General features: G+C 49.7%; 11 protein-coding genes. 4 read left to right on the top strand and 7 right to left on the bottom strand.

The window, feature by feature from the left end:
- Positions 1-99: 99 nt before the first annotated feature.
- The gene (locus tag LJ740_RS16570) at positions 100-3300 is read right to left on the bottom strand and encodes a ligand-binding sensor domain-containing protein (RefSeq protein WP_229530240.1); all 3201 of its coding nucleotides are present in this window, start codon (positions 3298-3300) and stop codon (positions 100-102) included.
- A 135-nt stretch (positions 3301-3435) separates the two neighbouring features.
- On the opposite strand from LJ740_RS16570, the gene yghU reads away from it, so the two are divergent.
- Entirely contained in the window at positions 3436-4302 is an 867-nt protein-coding gene (gene yghU / locus LJ740_RS16565) for a glutathione-dependent disulfide-bond oxidoreductase (protein ID WP_229530239.1), read from the top strand.
- 2 nt (positions 4303-4304) lie between these two features.
- Here the strand turns inward: yghU and LJ740_RS16560 are convergent, their stop codons facing one another.
- The 6 genes from LJ740_RS16560 to LJ740_RS16535 are packed head-to-tail and all read right to left on the bottom strand — an operon-like array spanning position 4305 to position 9953.
- Positions 4305-6095, bottom strand: a complete 1791-nt coding sequence (locus tag LJ740_RS16560; protein ID WP_229530238.1) for a tetratricopeptide repeat protein — start codon at positions 6093-6095, stop codon at positions 4305-4307.
- 6 nt (positions 6096-6101) lie between these two features.
- A complete protein-coding gene (locus LJ740_RS16555; RefSeq protein WP_229530237.1) occupies positions 6102-6797 on the bottom strand; it encodes an energy transducer TonB in 696 nt (231 codons plus the stop codon).
- Positions 6797-7207, bottom strand: coding sequence for an ExbD/TolR family protein (locus LJ740_RS16550; RefSeq protein ID WP_229530236.1), 411 nt, complete (start codon positions 7205-7207; stop codon positions 6797-6799). The genes LJ740_RS16555 and LJ740_RS16550 overlap by 1 nt, the downstream gene beginning before the upstream one ends.
- A 14-nt stretch (positions 7208-7221) precedes the next feature.
- Positions 7222-7737, bottom strand: coding sequence for a MotA/TolQ/ExbB proton channel family protein (locus LJ740_RS16545; RefSeq protein WP_229530235.1), 516 nt, complete (start codon positions 7735-7737; stop codon positions 7222-7224).
- Between the two features lie 27 nt (positions 7738-7764).
- Entirely contained in the window at positions 7765-9159 is a 1395-nt protein-coding gene (locus LJ740_RS16540; RefSeq protein ID WP_229530234.1) for a MotA/TolQ/ExbB proton channel family protein, read from the bottom strand.
- Positions 9159-9953 (bottom strand): DUF3450 domain-containing protein, encoded by a 795-nt coding sequence (locus LJ740_RS16535; RefSeq protein WP_229530233.1) that lies wholly within the window; start codon positions 9951-9953, stop codon positions 9159-9161. Before LJ740_RS16535 ends, LJ740_RS16540 begins: the two co-directional genes overlap by 1 nt.
- Before the next feature lie 279 nt (positions 9954-10232).
- Between LJ740_RS16535 and LJ740_RS16530 the strand changes: the two genes are divergently transcribed.
- From LJ740_RS16530 to LJ740_RS16520, 3 genes are read left to right on the top strand one after another with little or no spacing between them, the layout of a single operon-like run.
- Entirely contained in the window at positions 10233-13982 is a 3750-nt protein-coding gene (locus tag LJ740_RS16530; RefSeq protein WP_229530232.1) for an ATP-binding protein, read from the top strand.
- Positions 13979-14614 (top strand): hypothetical protein, encoded by a 636-nt coding sequence (locus LJ740_RS16525; RefSeq protein WP_229530231.1) that lies wholly within the window; start codon positions 13979-13981, stop codon positions 14612-14614. The genes LJ740_RS16530 and LJ740_RS16525 overlap by 4 nt, the downstream gene beginning before the upstream one ends.
- On the top strand, positions 14611-15828 hold the full coding sequence (locus tag LJ740_RS16520) for a phosphoenolpyruvate carboxylase (RefSeq protein ID WP_229530230.1): 1218 nt from the start codon (positions 14611-14613) through the stop codon (positions 15826-15828). The genes LJ740_RS16525 and LJ740_RS16520 overlap by 4 nt, the downstream gene beginning before the upstream one ends.
- The last annotated feature ends 338 nt before the right edge of the window (positions 15829-16166 follow it).

The raw sequence follows: 16166 nt of genomic DNA, 5'->3' as shown, positions 1-16166 counted from the left end.
TTTAATAGTCTATCCAATCTAACGGATTGCGGAGCGAATGCAATGCAATTAGGTCATTTTCATCCGGTTTCATACCAAAGTTGGATGGTGATGTGGGCCTCAGGCGTCGGTGGCGGGTAACTCAATGAAAAATTGCGAGCCTTGCCCTTCTTTTGATTCAAACCAAACCCGTCCCCGGTGTTGCTCCACCAGCTTTTTCACAATGTACAGCCCCAGTCCGGTAGATTTTTCATTGTGTGTACCGCTGCGGCCACTGTTGGTAAAGGCGGAAAACAATTGTGTGCTGATATCCTCGGGTATCCCTATGCCCTGGTCTGCAACGGTGATCCTGACCTTACCGCTTGCGCTAGTCACCGTCACCGATACTCGCTGTTGTTCCGAAGAAAACTTGATGGCGTTGCTCAGTAAGTTTTCAATAATTCTGGCAAACTTAGCCTGGTGTATATCGCAGAAGATCACGTCTTTCTGGAATTCAAAAAGCAACGGGATTTTTTTAGCCAATGCTTTGGGCTGGTGGGCTTCTACCAGTCTTGCCAATATTTTAACCACGTTATTGGTTTTCAGGGTGACTTCGTTACTTTCGTTGCTGAGTTTGCCGTAGTCCCGCAACTCTTCCACCAACTCAGAACAGCTTTTTCCGGCGTTAATGGCCTGATCAAGATAGTTGTGTAGCTCCGATGTTGGGCTCACCTGTTTGGTTAGTTTAATTAAATCCAGATAACCCAGACCGATTGAGATCTTATTGTTAATGTCATGGGCAAGAATCGACATAATGCGATCTTTGTCATTGTTCACCTGAATTAGTTCCTGGGTTTTTTGGTAAATCTGCTGATCCAGTTTTTTCTTCTGCCGCACCAGATGATGTGTGCGTATCACAAACAAATACCAGATGCCGGTTAACAGCCCCAGCAATACGGCCAGGTAAAACCACCAGGTCTCGTACCAGGCGGGTAAGCTCAGCAACTCGATTGCAATCTGGTTAGACATCCAGGTACCGGCGCTGTTGGTGCTTTCCACTTCCAGGCGATATTTGCCCGGAGACAAATTCGTGTAAGTTGCCCGGCGATTATCGGCATTGCCGTATTGCCATTGTTCATTAAATCCGGATAGCCGCCATCGGTACAATATCTTTTGCGGCCCGGTATAGTCCAGCGCCGAAAACTCAAATGAAATCCCTTTTGTATCGGGTGCTAAAGGAACCGGCTGATTCAGATCAAGCTGAACAGGCTGACCGTTAATTTCCGCTGAACTGATCACCAGCGGCGGGTTGTACCACCAGTTGCCAAATTTTTCTGGGGCAACCAGCAACAACCCTTCATTGCCACCGAACAGAATAATCCCATCCTGAGTAACAACCTGAGAGCCCAACCAGATGGTGCCAATATCCCATTTGTTATTGTGGCTTAAATCAATGGATTGCTGATTTTCAATGTCGTACACGCCTTTGTAATGCCATATGCGACCCAGGTGATCAGATAGAATATTGGCAGTGTAGGTTTGTTCGATTTGCAACTGTTGATTTACAGAAACAAAGGTAGCGGTTTTGCCGTCCCAACTGTCCAGTTTGTCCAGGCCACTCTCTGTTGCAACCCAAAGTTGGTTGTTTCTGTCTACGTGCAAACTGTTTATGGCATTGTCTGACAACTCGCCCGGCAGTTCTGTCGAGCTGTTGATTTCGGTGACATGCTGCGTGTCGGAGTCAATGTGAAATAGTCCATCGTCTGTACCTACCCAGAGACTGGCGGGAGGTTGCCATGCCAGGGCATAGGTGATTCTTCCCCGAATGGGTTCGTAATGGGCATAATCATCTAACAGCCTGAAAGACTGGTCGCTTAGGTCAATATAGGCCACGCCTTTGGTGGAACCCAGCCAAACCCGTTGCTTGTTATCCGCCACCATGGTGGTAATGGTGTTAAATCCCTGCTGCGCGGCTACCGGGTAGGCCTGAAAAACTTGCTGTTGCGGGTTGTAACTGAATAGCCCTTTGCGTCGGGTTCCTACCCAAATTTCACCGTTTTGGGTATGCAACAACGACAAAATATCATTTTCCGGCAACGTTGCCGACGCATTGCCGGATTCATCAAAATGTTGAATTGTGCCGAGCTGGTTGTCGATTCGGGTTAACCCGGCCTGACTATAGCCGAGCCAGATATCACCCTTGTCGGTTTCCGCAATAGCCCGAATTCTTGCGTTTTTGATGCTGTCCGGGCGATAGGGGCTGTGCCTTAGTGTTCTGATGCTGTCATTGTGGGGCGCAAACAGGTTTAATCCGGCACCCCAGGTACCAATCCACATCAGTCCGGCATTGTCCCTGAATATCGCGCCAATATTATTCTGATTGATACTGCTGTTTATACTGCGGTCGTGCCTGATTTGTTTGACGATCTGCAACGAGTCGATATCAATGATACTAATACCGCCGTCCAGGGTGCCAATCCAGGCCTGTCCTGGTTCTGATTCAACAATGGAGACCACCCAGGGATGCCCCAGTTTGTCCGGACCACTGTCTAACCAGCTTAGTTCCAGCGTTTTAGGATCGAATTTAGCCAATCCCTGTTGTAAGGTGCCAACCAGCATCAGACCTGAGTGGGACTGAGTCAGGGTGTGTATCTGAATACCATCAAATGCCGCAAAACTGCGACCAGACAATACATTTCCATTGAAACTTTGAGAGGGTAAATTAATGCGGCATAGCCCGTTCTGAGTGCCCAACCATAATCCCTGGCTGGTATCCATAAACAGACTGCGCGGTCCTTTGTCCTGATACACAGTTTCGCAGCCGTTAATGGCTGTTATAGCGACGGTTTCTTTGCTGTAAGGATTGAGATAATTCAGCCCCTGATTCGTGGCAACCCAGACCCGCTGACTGGCTTCTCCCACGATGGCCCGGATAGAATTACCGTTGCGGCTATCACTGTCCTGACTCAGGTCGAAATGCTCGAAACGGTTAGTGGCGGGGTTGAGTACAGAAATGCCGTCACTGAAGGTGCCAAACCAGATTTTTCCGTCAGGTGCGTTCCAGATGGTTCTGATGTAATTACCGGCCAACGAATTGCGGTCGCCGGGTGTGTGTCTGAAGGGGGTAAACTGATAGCCGTCGTAACGCACTGCGCCTTGTTGGGTGCCTATCCAGATGAAACCCTGGCTATCCTGGACCAGTGAAGTAACGATGCCATCGGGGATGTCGCGGTGATCTGCCACCGATTCAAAATACAAATCACCCTGTGCAAAAATGCTGGCAGCAATCGCGTGTTTTCCCATTGCCAACAGGGCGATTATCAGAATCACAAGGGTGCGCATCCTAAGCTATTTCCTCCAATTTGATTCGCTCTTCTATACTTTATTCTTTTTTATTGGAAATTTCTTGATTTTAAAACCTGTCATTCATATAAAGTTTTATACTGAACAGTATTTTATCATCCCGGAGAACATTTTATGACCAACACCTATCAACCGCCACAGATTTGGCAATGGCAACCAGGCAACGGTGGCGCCTTTGCCAATATCAATCGCCCTGTGTCTGGAGCTACCCATGAAAAAGACCTGCCACAAGGCAAACACCCTTTGCAATTGTATTCGTTGGCGACTCCAAATGGCGCCAAAGTCACCATCATGCTGGAAGAACTACTGGCCCTGGGACACGCCGGAGCCGAATATGATGCCTGGCTGATTAATATTGGTGAGGGCGATCAGTTTAGCAGTGGCTTTGTCGACATTAACCCTAACTCAAAAATTCCGGCGTTACTGGACCTGTCCTCTGACCATCCTCTTCGGGTGTTTGAATCGGGTGCCATTTTATTACATCTGGCGGAAAAGTTTGGCGAGTTTTTGCCTTCGGGGGCAGCCCGTACAGAAACCCTGAATTGGTTGTTCTGGCAGATGGGTAGCGCACCCAGCGTCGGTGGTGGCTTTGGTCACTTTTACAATTATGCCCCGGAAAAATTTGAATATCCTATCAATCGCTTTTCCATGGAAACTAAGCGTTTACTGGATGTACTGGACAAGCAACTGGCCAACAACACCTATGTCGCCGGTGAAACCTACAGTATTGCTGATATCGCCATCTGGCCCTGGATGGGCAATCTGGTACTGGGCCGCTTGTACAACGCTGCTGAGTTTCTGCAGGTGCAGGAATACCAACATGTTATGCGCTGGGCGCATTTGCTGGATGAACGACCTGCAGTGCAACGTGGCCGAATGGTAAATCGCTCCTGGGGGGAACTGCACGAGCAATTGCATGAGCGCCACGACGCCGACGACTTTCAACACAAAACGCAGGATAAGCTGGAAACATCCTCCTGATCTCAGGGGAAATGCAACAATAGTTGCAATTCCACATCCAGCAAGTCAGTGCCACTGGTGTCGGATAAAAATACCATTCTGGCGCGGCCATTGAGCTGGTGTTGTTCTGCAATGGCCTGCTGGATAAATTGCGCCCATTGTTGATTGATATCCACCGCCGGGCCATTGTATTTCCAGCTAAGGGCCTGATGCTCTGGTTCAGGCACAATGCGGTTAACACCGCGATTTGCAGGCGCGCCAGAAAAGGGAAAAGCAATGGTTAAGGTCAGAGAGGATTCGGTGGGAATATCATCCAGTAACAGGTGCATATTACCGGCAATGCCACCGCCGGATTTCATCAGGCTTTTGATCAGGGCAAAGGTGCGTCTTTTAATGGTTTGAGGTAGCTCTTGCGGGGTCGTAGTGACCCGGGTGCCATAAAATCGCGTGGCCGGTAATGTTTTTATTTCCAGCGGCGGCGCGTCATTTTTTGAAGTCGGTTTTGTTTTGTCAGTTTCCGCACTTGCTCGTGGTTTATCAGTGCGGGAGGATTCCGGCAGTTTAATACGGGTTTCCTCCGGCAAACAAAGTCCTTTTAATTCTGACATTTCTGCTTCGTTGGCGGGGGAGGCTTCAATAAACGCCAACCACTCTCTGGCTTTGGCTTTTTCACCACTGACTAATGAGGCGTTAATAAAGGCCCGGCGGGCTTCATCCGCTTGCCCCAGTTTGTGATAAGCAATCCCCAACAACAGGTTGGCTTTGCCAGTAAAACGATCTGGCAACACTTGCTGGCAAGTGAAGGTCAGGGTGTCCAACAGGTTTTGCCATTGTTCTGCTTTGTGCTGCAAGTCAGCTAACAATAGCCCTTGCTGGATATCTGAAGAGAGCCGCAGGCTGTTGTTCAGACTGGTCATCGCGGCGTCAGTTTCCCTGGCCTGATACCAGAGTTCAAATAATCTGTACCAATGACGGACCGTTGCGTTAACTGTGCTGCTTTGTAAAGCGTTATCCAAAATTCGGGCGGCTTTATCCGGCATAGTTTGCCGTTGATAAAGCTCCACCAATAACAACCAGTCTTGCTCATCCACAAAGCGACTTTGATTGCTGGCTAATGACCACAAATCCAGTGCAGCATTGAATTTTTGCGTCTTGATATACAAACCTGTGAGTTGCCGGATCAGTGTCATATCCTCAGGATGGCGCAAAAGCAATGCCTTGATAGCGTCTATCGCCATTGCAAAGGCACTGGCCTGATAGGCCAATTCTGCAACCTGTTGCAATTGCTCATCCGGCAGCGCTGCACTGTTTTCAGTGATCTGGGTGAGAATTGCCACTACCTCGTGGAAACGCTGTAAGCCCAGCGCAGCTCTGGCCACTAATAGTCGTTCCTCATTATCCATGGATGAGTGGGAGAACAAAGGGCCAACCTGAGCAAAGCGCTTTAATTGCAGTAGTACATAGGCCAATTCTTTGGTCATTACTCGGGCCACCGGTTCTGCCAGCACATTGGTGCTCAGCGCTTTTTGATAGGCCTGCGCGGCTTTTTCAAATTGCCCGTTTTGTGCGTACTGACGCGCCAGATGTTGACCATTAACCGCAATTTCCCAAGGATCGGTAGCTGTTGCCAGACGCGCCTCCAGGCTACTGAGTGCCTGACTTTCCGCCGCTCCCAGGTTGTGGTCACTGTTGTTAAACAGTTTGCTTTTGTACTGCCTTGCCTCAGTTTGTGTTGCGAACACAGTCAGCAGTAACGCCAAACCAAAGGCTTTTACTGGTGTCACAGAGATTAAACTGGCAGGCCGACGGTACAAGCTCAATTACTCCGGGTAGGGTGAGTTTTGGGGATAATGCTGCCATTGCAGCGCTATTTTTTGGGTCAGCACTACGTCCTGACCGTCTTTTACAATGTCACTGACATCGTAGCGCCATAATTTAATGGCCCGAATCACTTCGGCTTCAAACACGCCTTTGGGATGAGCGTCCAGTACCCGAATGTGGCGGGTCTGGCCCTGTGGTGACACATTAAACGCCACCAACACCCAGCCATTGAGTTGGTGTCGCCAAGCCAGTTCCGGGATATTGGGGCGACGCGTGGCAAAGGGGGTAATTTCGATAAAGCCTTCCCGCGTATCCTCACCAAACTGCGATAAAAGTTCTCCGGCAGTCTGGATAGCTTCTGAGGCCGAGCCAAGGCCGAACTTCAAGCCAGGAGTAACAGGGCCTGGCAGAAAGTCCTCAGATATTGGCAGCGATGAATCTGTGGCCGGACTGAGATTTAATGCTGTCTCGGCCATTTGTGGCTCGGTGTTTTGTTGCGGGGGAGGCGGTGGTTCACTGTCGGGCGGTTGCTCCTGTTCCTGAATTTGAAACAGCGCCACCATACCGGAAAACTGGATATCCGGTAGTGCCGGCAAAGGTTGATTCACCAAACGCTGCATAAATAAGAACAGCGCCATAGTAACCACCAGAGCGGCCAGTAAACTGCCAGAATATTTGAGCAATGGATTGAGCATTATTGGGTCGCAGTAATATCAGCGGCAATGGCGACTTTCTCGACGCCTGCCAGTCGCACCTGATCCATCACGCCTATTAACTCTTTAGTGCGGGTTTGCTGATCCGACTGGATCACCACTGTACTTTCAGGGCTTTCAGCGTGGAGCCTGGCTACAATGCTGCGCACCGAGCGGATATCCACCAAACGATTGTCTATCCAGATATCCCCTTCTGCGGTAATGGCGACAAAAATATTGGCGTTTTGTGGTTGTGCTGATTGGGCCTGAGGAGCGTTGACATCCACGCCAGACTCTTTCACAAAAGAGGTGGTAACAATAAAAAAGATCAGCATGATAAAAACGATATCCAGCATGGGCGTCATGTCCAGTTCGGCCTGCTGGGTTTGTCGATTGTGGCGGTGATAACTCATAGCCGTTTATCCTCTTAAGCGTTGCCAGAAAGTTGTTCGGTCAGCAGCAATTCCAGGCGTTGCGCTTTTTGAGCAAAGCGCATTGCAAAATAATATCCGGAAAGGCCGGTCACCAGACCTGCCAGGGTGGGTAAAATGGCCCGATAAATCCCCGATGAAATGGCCTTGATATCGCCGTTGCCGCTAAAGGCGATAACGTCGAACAGGTGGATCATGCCGGTAACTGTGCCCAGCAAACCCATCAGGGGGCAAATCATGATCATGGCGGCAATAAACTTCAGGCGGGCGTTCAGCAAAATCGACAGCTCTGAAATCAACAATCGCCTGAAGGCCCGCAATTCACTGCTGCCTTGCGGAGTTCTGTGTTGCCAGCGGCTCAGAGTCCGGCGACGCAGCGCGGGAAACTCAAAGCGATAAAAATAACTGCGTTCAAAAATCAGCAGCCACAACAATAAACTGGTGGCAAACACCGCCCACAGCACAGGGCCGCCCTGAGACATAAACGCCAGTAAGCTGTTTAACAGTGTCACGCCTTTCTCCGGCTTTTATTTGGAGCTTTATTTTGAACCAGATTGAACACCGCTTTTTCCGCTATTCAGATATTGAGTTAGCAATCCTGCGCTTTGTTCGTCGAGGCGGCGGATCAGGTTATCCGCCAGACTGCTGACAAAACTATGGCCGAATAACAGCGGGATGGCCACAAGCAGGCCCAACACGGTAGTGACCAATGCCTGTGATATGCCGCTGGCCATCAATTTGGGATCGCCGCTGCCAAAAAAGCTGATACTTTGGAAAGTCACAATCATGCCGGTAACTGTGCCCAATAAGCCCAGCAGTGGTGCAGTGGCGGCTAACAGTTTGATCAGATTGTGGCCTTTTTCCAGTTGGTTGACTTCCGTCAGCACCGCTTCGTCCAGATGCACCTGAGCCATGCCCAATATGTCATTATTATCAGTGGTGCTTGCTTTCGGTAGCTCAGCCACTCGCAGGATAACCCGACCCAGCGCGTTATCCGGTCTGGCCGGGCTTAATGACTGACACTGTCGTTTCAGTGTGTGTTGTTGCCACAGTAAGGCAATAGCGCGCCAGCACACCAGCAGCAAACCCAAAGCGCCTAAAGCTAAAATGATTTTGCCAATCACGCCGCCTTGTTCAATGCGTTGTCGCCAGTCTGGCGTCCAGGCCATGATAGCGAGCAAAGTGCCGTCGGTTGGGTCCAGATAAAGGGTGTCCAGGGCATTATCTGCCGCAAACCAACGCTGGTTTTGCTGGGTTTCTGCTGATTGTTGCGTAGTGAGCAGGTATTCCTGGGTTTCAGGAATAAAACGCAGGAACTGACCATCCACATAGCTGGAGAAATTGCCTGCTCGGGTAACGGTTTGCGTGATTATCTGGCCATCCGGTTGGATCACCGGGGCGCTAAAACTGGCAATCTCACCGCTTAAGGTGATCTCTTCCTGCATCAGTAGCCATAAAGCTTCCATCTGTTCGATATTAGCGGTTCGTTCACCCTGCAACAGCGCGTTAAGCTGCTCCTGTCGTGTCGGTAACTGCATGCTGATGGATGAGGCGGTTAAACGCTCTGCTAATTCCTGTGACATTTGTCGAAAAACGCTATCCAGATCGCCGGTTTCATCCTTGCGTTTTTGGATTTGTGCCTGCAGTTCTTCGATGCGTTCCTGATTGCGCAATGTTTCTTGTTTTAACGGGTTGTTTTGCCGCTGAAAGCGCTCAAAATCAGCCTTAGCCTGTGCCAGCAAGTTGGCTTGTTGTTCTTTGGCGGACAGAAAGCGGGCTTCCCGTTCCTGAATGCGCTGTCTTTCCTGAGCGCGCTCGTGTTTAACCTTTTCTAATAAAGATTGGGTTTCAGAGGGCGTATTGGCCTGAGCCGTCATTGCAAAGAGCGCTACCAGCAAACAGCAAAGGCGAGCATTGAAAGATAATGGCTTCATTATTCAGCACCTCCGGTGGGCAGAGGCAGTGCCAGTAACTCCGGTGCGATGCGCTCCGATGCAACCCGCATGGCATGCTGAATTGATTGACTGAATTGTTGCGGTAGCCTCTGCCAGGATTTTGTTTCGTTGTCCCAACGACCTTGCTGTTTCGAGTCGGGCGTCTGGTAATAAAGAGCGATACGACCAATGCGCAAAAAATCTACAGCTAATGGATTCTGGTTTTCGTCTTCCAGTACACCGCGCCAGGTTTCTATACTGCGGCCATAGTCCTGCTCTATTTGCCAGGCTTCCATCATCAGGCGATATTTATCCGGTAATGTCTGCTGTGTGGAATTAATGCGCTGTCGCAAGCGCTGCAGCCCATCGAGGCGTTCCTGCTGTTTGAAGGGCAGATCCAGTGCGATAAACTCTTCTAAGGCCAGCAACATACTTTGCATTAAGGGCATCAGCGCCAGTTCTATATAGGCCAGTTCCTGCAGTTGGCTTTCCAGTCGGGCTATGTCAGCACTTTGTTCCTGCTTAAGTTGTTGTAACTGAAACTGATAATACTGCTGATAATCTTTGCGCTGCATAATGTCCTGATATTCCTGCAGCATTTTGCGGGTGGCATTATCCAGTTGTTCCACTTGTTGTTGCGACTGGCTGATTTGCGCATGGGTGTCCTGAACGATTTCCAGTTCCTGCGATTGGGCCAGCCCCTGACTAACCGGCAGTAAGCTGAAAATAGCTGAAGCCACCAAAGCCTTTATGGGCAAGGGGATGAAGAGTTTAGCGAAGTTCCTGGCTATCATTATTGTTCTTGTGCGTGCTGTGGGTACTTTAAATGTTGGCCAATTGTTAAACAAATTGCACCGGGATTACCAGTAAAATTTAGGGATCTTGTCCGACCAGATATCGGGGCAGTATTTTGCTGTTGATACGATGAGTAAAGCGGTTCCTCGTTGAAATTGCTATTATCCGGTCAAAACGGCACTTCAGCAGGCTTGAAACTCATTAAAAAGATCACCATTTATGGCTGATCAGCGTTTCACAGAAAGCGCCTTTTCTGCCTATCTTTTCTTAGGATGTCTATGCCAGGTTTACAACGAATTATTCTGATCGATACCCACCTTCCTGGTCGGGTAGAACTCAAACTCCAGGGCCACACCAATATCTGTGGTACCAATGCCTCTGGAAAAACCACGCTGCAGCGGTTGATTCCGGTATTTTACGGAGAATCTCCCAGTCGGGTGGTGCCCGCCACGCGAGACAGCTTCGAGCGCTGGTATTTGCCTCGTGAATCCAGCTTTATCATTTACGAATATGTACAGCACGAAGACAATGTCTGCCAGTTGGTGCTCTCTTCCAATGGCACCGGTGTGCAATATCGACTGGTGGCGAAACCTTTTGTGCTGGAAGACTATGTGTTTGAAAGCAAGCCGGGTGAGTTCACCTCATTAACCATGTCAGAACTGGGCAGGCAGTTTAAAAAGCAAAATATCCTGGTATCTAATCTGATGAATAACAAGGCGTTCCGCGGCGTGATTCAAAACGATCGCACCCTGATGAACAGCTGTCCTGATTCTCGCGATTTAATTGGCTATGCCCGCATGTTTAGCCTGTGTGCCTCCAGCCAGCATATGCGTCATATCGAAAAGCTGGCGCGCGCCGTACACTCCAAAGAAGGCAAAATGGAAACCATCAAAACCATGATTGGGGCCATTTTGGAAGAAGACGGTGTACAACCCCCGGTATCCAGCCTGAAACCCGGCCATGTGGAAAACTGGATCCGTGAGTGTCGTCTGATTCAGGAATTTGATGCTATTCGTCCGGAGTTCGGCAAATTACAGGAAACCGAGCAGCAGTTACAGCAAACCGAGTTGCGACTTGGGGCCATTCAGGTGCAAATCGATCAGGACGTGGCCATTCTGGCTGCCAATCTGGTGAAACTCAAAGATAAGCTGGAAGGCCTTATCGCCGAAAATAAAGTGGCAGATGCTCAATGGCAACAGTTGCGGGATGAGCTGAATCAGCAATTATCCGAAGCCAAAGCCGATACCCAAAAGTTTGAGCGGGATCTGCAACAAATCGAAGACGAATACGATAACTGGCAAGAGCAGGACATTGAAACCCTGCAACAAAACTTGCAACAGCTTCCGCAATGGTTGGACGAACAATCTACCTTAAGTGGGCGTTATGCACTGTTGACGGAAAAGCACCAGGATATTGAAGCCACCTATAATCGTCGCATCGCCGAAATGAGCGAAAAGCTCAGTGCGCAACTGGATGAGCTGGGCGAAGCACAACTTGTGCAAAGTGAGCATAAAGCGCAGTTAAAATCCGATCAGCAATTGGCGTTGCAAAATATTCAGTCCCAGTGTCGCGATGAAATTCACGACCTGAAAGACAGCTACGCTGCGCAAAAAGCCATCCTGAAAATTCAGGAAACCGAGGCCAATACCCGTCTGCAAAGTGCTGGTTTTAGTGAGTTTGAACAAAACCAACTGGAATTGCAGGACGCGGCGATTAAAGAAGCCTCAGAGGCAGAAGATACGGTCCGACATAAACTGTCGGGTATCGAGCAACAACTGGAAAGCCAGCAAAAATCCCGCAATTCGATTGATGCTGAGTTGCAGGAAGTACGCAAGCAATATCAAAACAAAGAGCAGGAGCTGAAGCGCATCGAAGGCTTGCTCTATCCGGGTAATCACTCCCTGTTGGAATACCTGCGCGCAGAAATGCCCGATTGGCAGGAAAAGCTGGGTAAGGTGATCCAGCCGGAATTATTAAACCGCACCGATCTGAAGCCCCACTTCAGTCAAAGCAGTGATGAATTGTTCGGACTTAAGCTGGATTTGAGCAGCCTGGCATTACCGGAATACGCACAATCAGAAGTGGCCTTAAGAGAAACTCTGGAAACCATTCAGTCTGCCTTGTCACAATTGTCTGAACAGCAAAGTGAAGTGGAGCAGCGCCTGTCAAAAGCCAGCGAAGCGATCCGCGAACTGGAACTGGACAAAGCCAAACTCAAAGCACAGCTCAATACTGCCCAATCCAATCGGCAACGAGCCCAGCAGGATAAAGAACACCTGTTAGCGGAGTATCGCCAGGCCTTGTCTGAGCGCAAGCTCAACAGTAAAAAGGCCCTGAAGCAGGTACAGGACAAGCTCAATAAACTGAATCAGGCTGAAGCCGAAGCCATTGATGAGTTAAAAGAGCGTCAGGCACAGCAGGAGTTGGAGCACAAATTCCACTGGCAGCAACTGATTGATGCCAGTGAAGAAAAAATTCAGCAACTGAAGCAACAAATGGCTTCAGCCAAGCGCCAGGCAGAAGAAGATAAAAAAGCCTGTCAGCAGTTTCTGGAAGACGAAATGGCGAAGCGCGGGGTGGATGTGGATGAAATCGGCAGTCTGAAGAAGCAACTGGAACAACTGAAAAAGGATATTCAGCACACCCAAAATAACAAACACAAAATCGAAGAATATCAGCGCTGGTACAAAAACGTCTTTACCGGCCAAAAGGTACAGTGGCAGCAGAAACTGACTCAGGCGAAAAAACAACAGGCCGATGCGCAACGCCACCTGGAGCAGGAACAACAAAGCTATCAGGCCGCCCGTCAGGCCCGCAAAGAAAGCCAGACAGATACCGAACAGCAATTGCGTACTCAGCAAGAACAACACGACAACGCCAAACGGATCCACAAAGCACTGGTGAAGCTGCCGTTACCAAAAGTTAACGACAGCGAAGCACTGGGCATGGCGGGTAGCGTGGCGCAGCGCATCAGCGAAAGCGATGAGTTGTTGGCGGCTTTCAGCAGTTTGTCGGATGCGGTGAAACACCATGTTGAGCACTTCGATCACCTGATTGCTGCCCAGTCTGGCACCGGATTGTCGGATATCTGGGAACATGCCCGCGAAGCCTGTACTTATCGGGCTGAGCAGGGCGCACCTGTGGTGGAATATCGCAAGCTGGTCACTCATCTGGATCAGCTGTTAAACGAAGTGGTGCCGCAAAAGCTCAATGGTCTGAAAGAGCAGGGCCGTATCTTTGGGGCCGATCTGACACAGTACTTCCATGTATTAGCGGATATCGATAAACGCATTTTGGGCCAGAGCAAGCGTATCAGCCGCGAAGTGGATGAAGAGCTGTTCCTGGATGGGGTTTCTGATTCTGCGGTGAAGATCCGCTCCCGTATTACCGAACTGGAATTCTGGCCAGAGCTGACCCGTTTCAACGAGTTACATCAGCAATGGATGAGCACCGGTGCCGACAAATTACCTGACGAAGTGTATGGTGCCAGTATGCGTCAGGTTCTGGATATTCTGGGTCGCGCGGCGTTGTCCGGAGGGATCAGTCGTCTGTTGGATATTGAATTGCGGCTGCGGGAAGGCAACAGCGACCTGGTGATCCGCACCGATCGCCAGCTAAACGAATCTTCCAGTCACGGTATGGCTTACCTGATCTTGTGTAAGTTCCTGCTGGCCTTTACCCGATTATTGCGGGGTCATTCGCAGGCCACAGTGCATTGGCCCATTGATGAATTGGGTACATTGCATCACAACAACGTGAAGAAGATCTTTGATGCCTGTGAGAAAAACAACATTCACGTATTGGGCGCCTTCCCTAATCCAGATTCAGATGTGTTGGCGCTGTTTGAAAATCGCTACATTATCGATAAGGCTAAGCGCCGCTTGCAGGTTGTACAACCGAAGGTCAGCGCTATCAGTCAGAAATTGCATGAAAAAGCGAAAAACGCACTGCGCATGACTGAGCAGACTATGGCAGGTACAGATAATCAGACTAATGCGGGGCAAGCTACTGAGGAGACACAGGCATGATGACACAACAAGGTTTGGTATTAGAGCAATTGTTATCCGGTCAGTTTATCTGTGAAGTCAGTGACGAAGAGGCTTGGCGCTACTTGCAAGGCGAAAGCAACGCACAAAAAATTGAAACGCAACTGAACCTGCTCAACCGCACTCTGGCCACTGCTGCCGAAGGTGAAGTCTTTTATGCCGCTTATCAGGATCTGGCGGACAAAGAACGCAAGGTGCTCACCAGTCAGTTTCAGGACATTGCCAATAACCTGTTGCCGCTGGTGGAGTGGTTATTACTGGTGCAGGAAGCGGCAGGCAGTGACATGCCGGTGAGCCGCGGTTTGCCCATTCGCCTCAATGAATTACAAACTGTGATCGAAGATACCCCGGCCTTTGCTGAACAAATCGAAAAAATCTCTCGTTACCGCCTGTTTGGCTCCACCAGTACCACGTTGGACGGCCAGATAAAACAGGTCTTTAAGCGTCTGGTGGATTTGGGGTATCTGTTAAAGCCCAACCCGGAAAAGCAGTTGTTTATCGCCACCGGCAAAATCGATTATCTGTTCGAAGTGCTGCGCTTTATTGACGACGCTGAAAACTTGTCTCTGTCGCAGCAAGCGGAAATGGCCGCGAAGCAGGAGAGCTTACTGTGAGTCGCAATCTGCAACAGGCGGGCGTCAGGCTGCTCAACGCCTTGAGCCGTCACTCTGATATTATTATGCAGGCCTATCTCACCGGTGGCGTGGATGAGTCACAGGTGTCGCCGAAGGTGCTGGAGCAGCTGAAAAACCTGAACATTCTGTGGCGGCCGGAGCCAGATTCGGATCTGCGCTTAAAAAGTGCCGTGCGCAACTTACTGGAAGCTGGCCTTAATGATGAGCGCAACCGCCATATCAACGCCAATATTGGCAGTGCTATTGCCGCCCTCACTACCTTGTCGCAACACTATAAAGAAGCCCTGTACAATCAGCGCTTTGAACAGGCACAGGCCCATCTGAACAACCTTACTGAACAGGTGTATGTGCTCACTGACATGCTCAGTAACGGCGTGCGCGCCTTGTTCGGGCGAATCAATAATGAGTTTGGTTATGTAGATAGCCTGGATGCAAAAATTCGCGAAAACGAACTGGCCCAATCCCAGGTAAGTGACCTGCTTAATCAGCTGGAAATGATCCGCTTTGATGAGCTGGTACAAGTGGCTGGTAGTGATAGGGATTTGCGTCATTTACTGGTGGTGGTGCTGCAAAACAGCTTTGCCCGCTGTACCCAGGAATTAGCCATAGTGCAGGCCAAATTGCTGGAGTTGCTGGGTCGCTTCCGGGAATACCGGGGCCGTACCCGTTTGCTGAAAGGCTTTTTGTTGCACAACGAACAACAACCGGATTTTGTGCCATCTGACTACACCAAGATGAGCAACGTACCTCTGCTGTTTAATGTGGCACCGGGTTTACTGCAACCGGCAGCAGTGGATGTACAAAACAGTGAGCACGAGCTGGACCTGCAAGCGATTGTCAGCAGCATCCGGGATTTCCGCCACCTCAAAAAAGCGCAACCGGAACGCTCGGCTCGCAATATTCAAATCGAAGAGCAACAGGAAGTGGCACTGGAAGATGATCAACTCAGCCAGGCCGTAGATAATTATTTCTGCGAAGTGATAGAAAGCGGCGCATACATCACCGCACTGGATTATCACCACAAGCAGCAACTGGAATTCGACCCGGAAGCCTGGCTTTATCAGGTGATTGGCGGCTACGAAGGCCTGCCAGAAGAAGAACAGCGCTATTTCGCCATCGACGCCTTAGGTGAACCTCACCCCATATACAACGGCAACTATGTGATTTCCGATGTGGTGTTGGGATTGAGGTAACAGTGCGAGGCTTAGTTTGTGGCTAAGCTTTGCCTTTTCCTTCAGGACTTTTATATTGCTTTTTCTTAGGGGCACTCCTTAAAAGCCACTTTCTGCCCTTTCGCATGATCTCGCGAAAGGGCCAGATCCAAACGAACTTCGAACCAAGCTGCAACGGGTTGTATAACACAATTAAAGTGGGTTTCATGTTTAGATTGATGTTTAGATTGGGGTGTCATGTTTAGATTATTGGCACCGCCTTGTCTGAGTGGTCATTTTTTATGGGCTTAGTGAGTAACAATTTGTTAAAGCGCTCAGCTTTCAAAGCGTCTGAGCCATTAAAGTTCTGCTGCTTTTTC

The sequence above is a fragment of the Planctobacterium marinum genome (assembly GCF_020687805.1).
GTDB classification, from domain to species: Bacteria; Pseudomonadota; Gammaproteobacteria; order Enterobacterales; family Alteromonadaceae; genus Planctobacterium; species Planctobacterium marinum.
Note: the sequence above shows the minus strand (reverse complement) of the source record. Positions and strands in the feature narration are given on the sequence as shown.

Bases quoted from the DNA above. Each gene is read 5' to 3' on its own strand.
- LJ740_RS16525 (WP_229530231.1), top strand. From the start codon at position 13,979: ATGATGACACAACAAGGTTTGGTATTAGAGCAATTGTTATCCGGTCAG.
- LJ740_RS16570 (WP_229530240.1), bottom strand. From the start codon at position 3,300: ATGCGCACCCTTGTGATTCTGATAATCGCCCTGTTGGCAATGGGAAAA.
- yghU (WP_229530239.1), top strand. From the start codon at position 3,436: ATGACCAACACCTATCAACCGCCACAGATTTGGCAATGGCAACCAGGC.
- LJ740_RS16555 (WP_229530237.1), bottom strand. From the start codon at position 6,797: ATGCTCAATCCATTGCTCAAATATTCTGGCAGTTTACTGGCCGCTCTG.
- LJ740_RS16540 (WP_229530234.1), bottom strand. From the start codon at position 9,159: ATGAAGCCATTATCTTTCAATGCTCGCCTTTGCTGTTTGCTGGTAGCG.
- LJ740_RS16550 (WP_229530236.1), bottom strand. From the start codon at position 7,207: ATGAGTTATCACCGCCACAATCGACAAACCCAGCAGGCCGAACTGGAC.
- LJ740_RS16535 (WP_229530233.1), bottom strand. From the start codon at position 9,953: ATGATAGCCAGGAACTTCGCTAAACTCTTCATCCCCTTGCCCATAAAG.
- LJ740_RS16530 (WP_229530232.1), top strand. From the start codon at position 10,233: ATGCCAGGTTTACAACGAATTATTCTGATCGATACCCACCTTCCTGGT.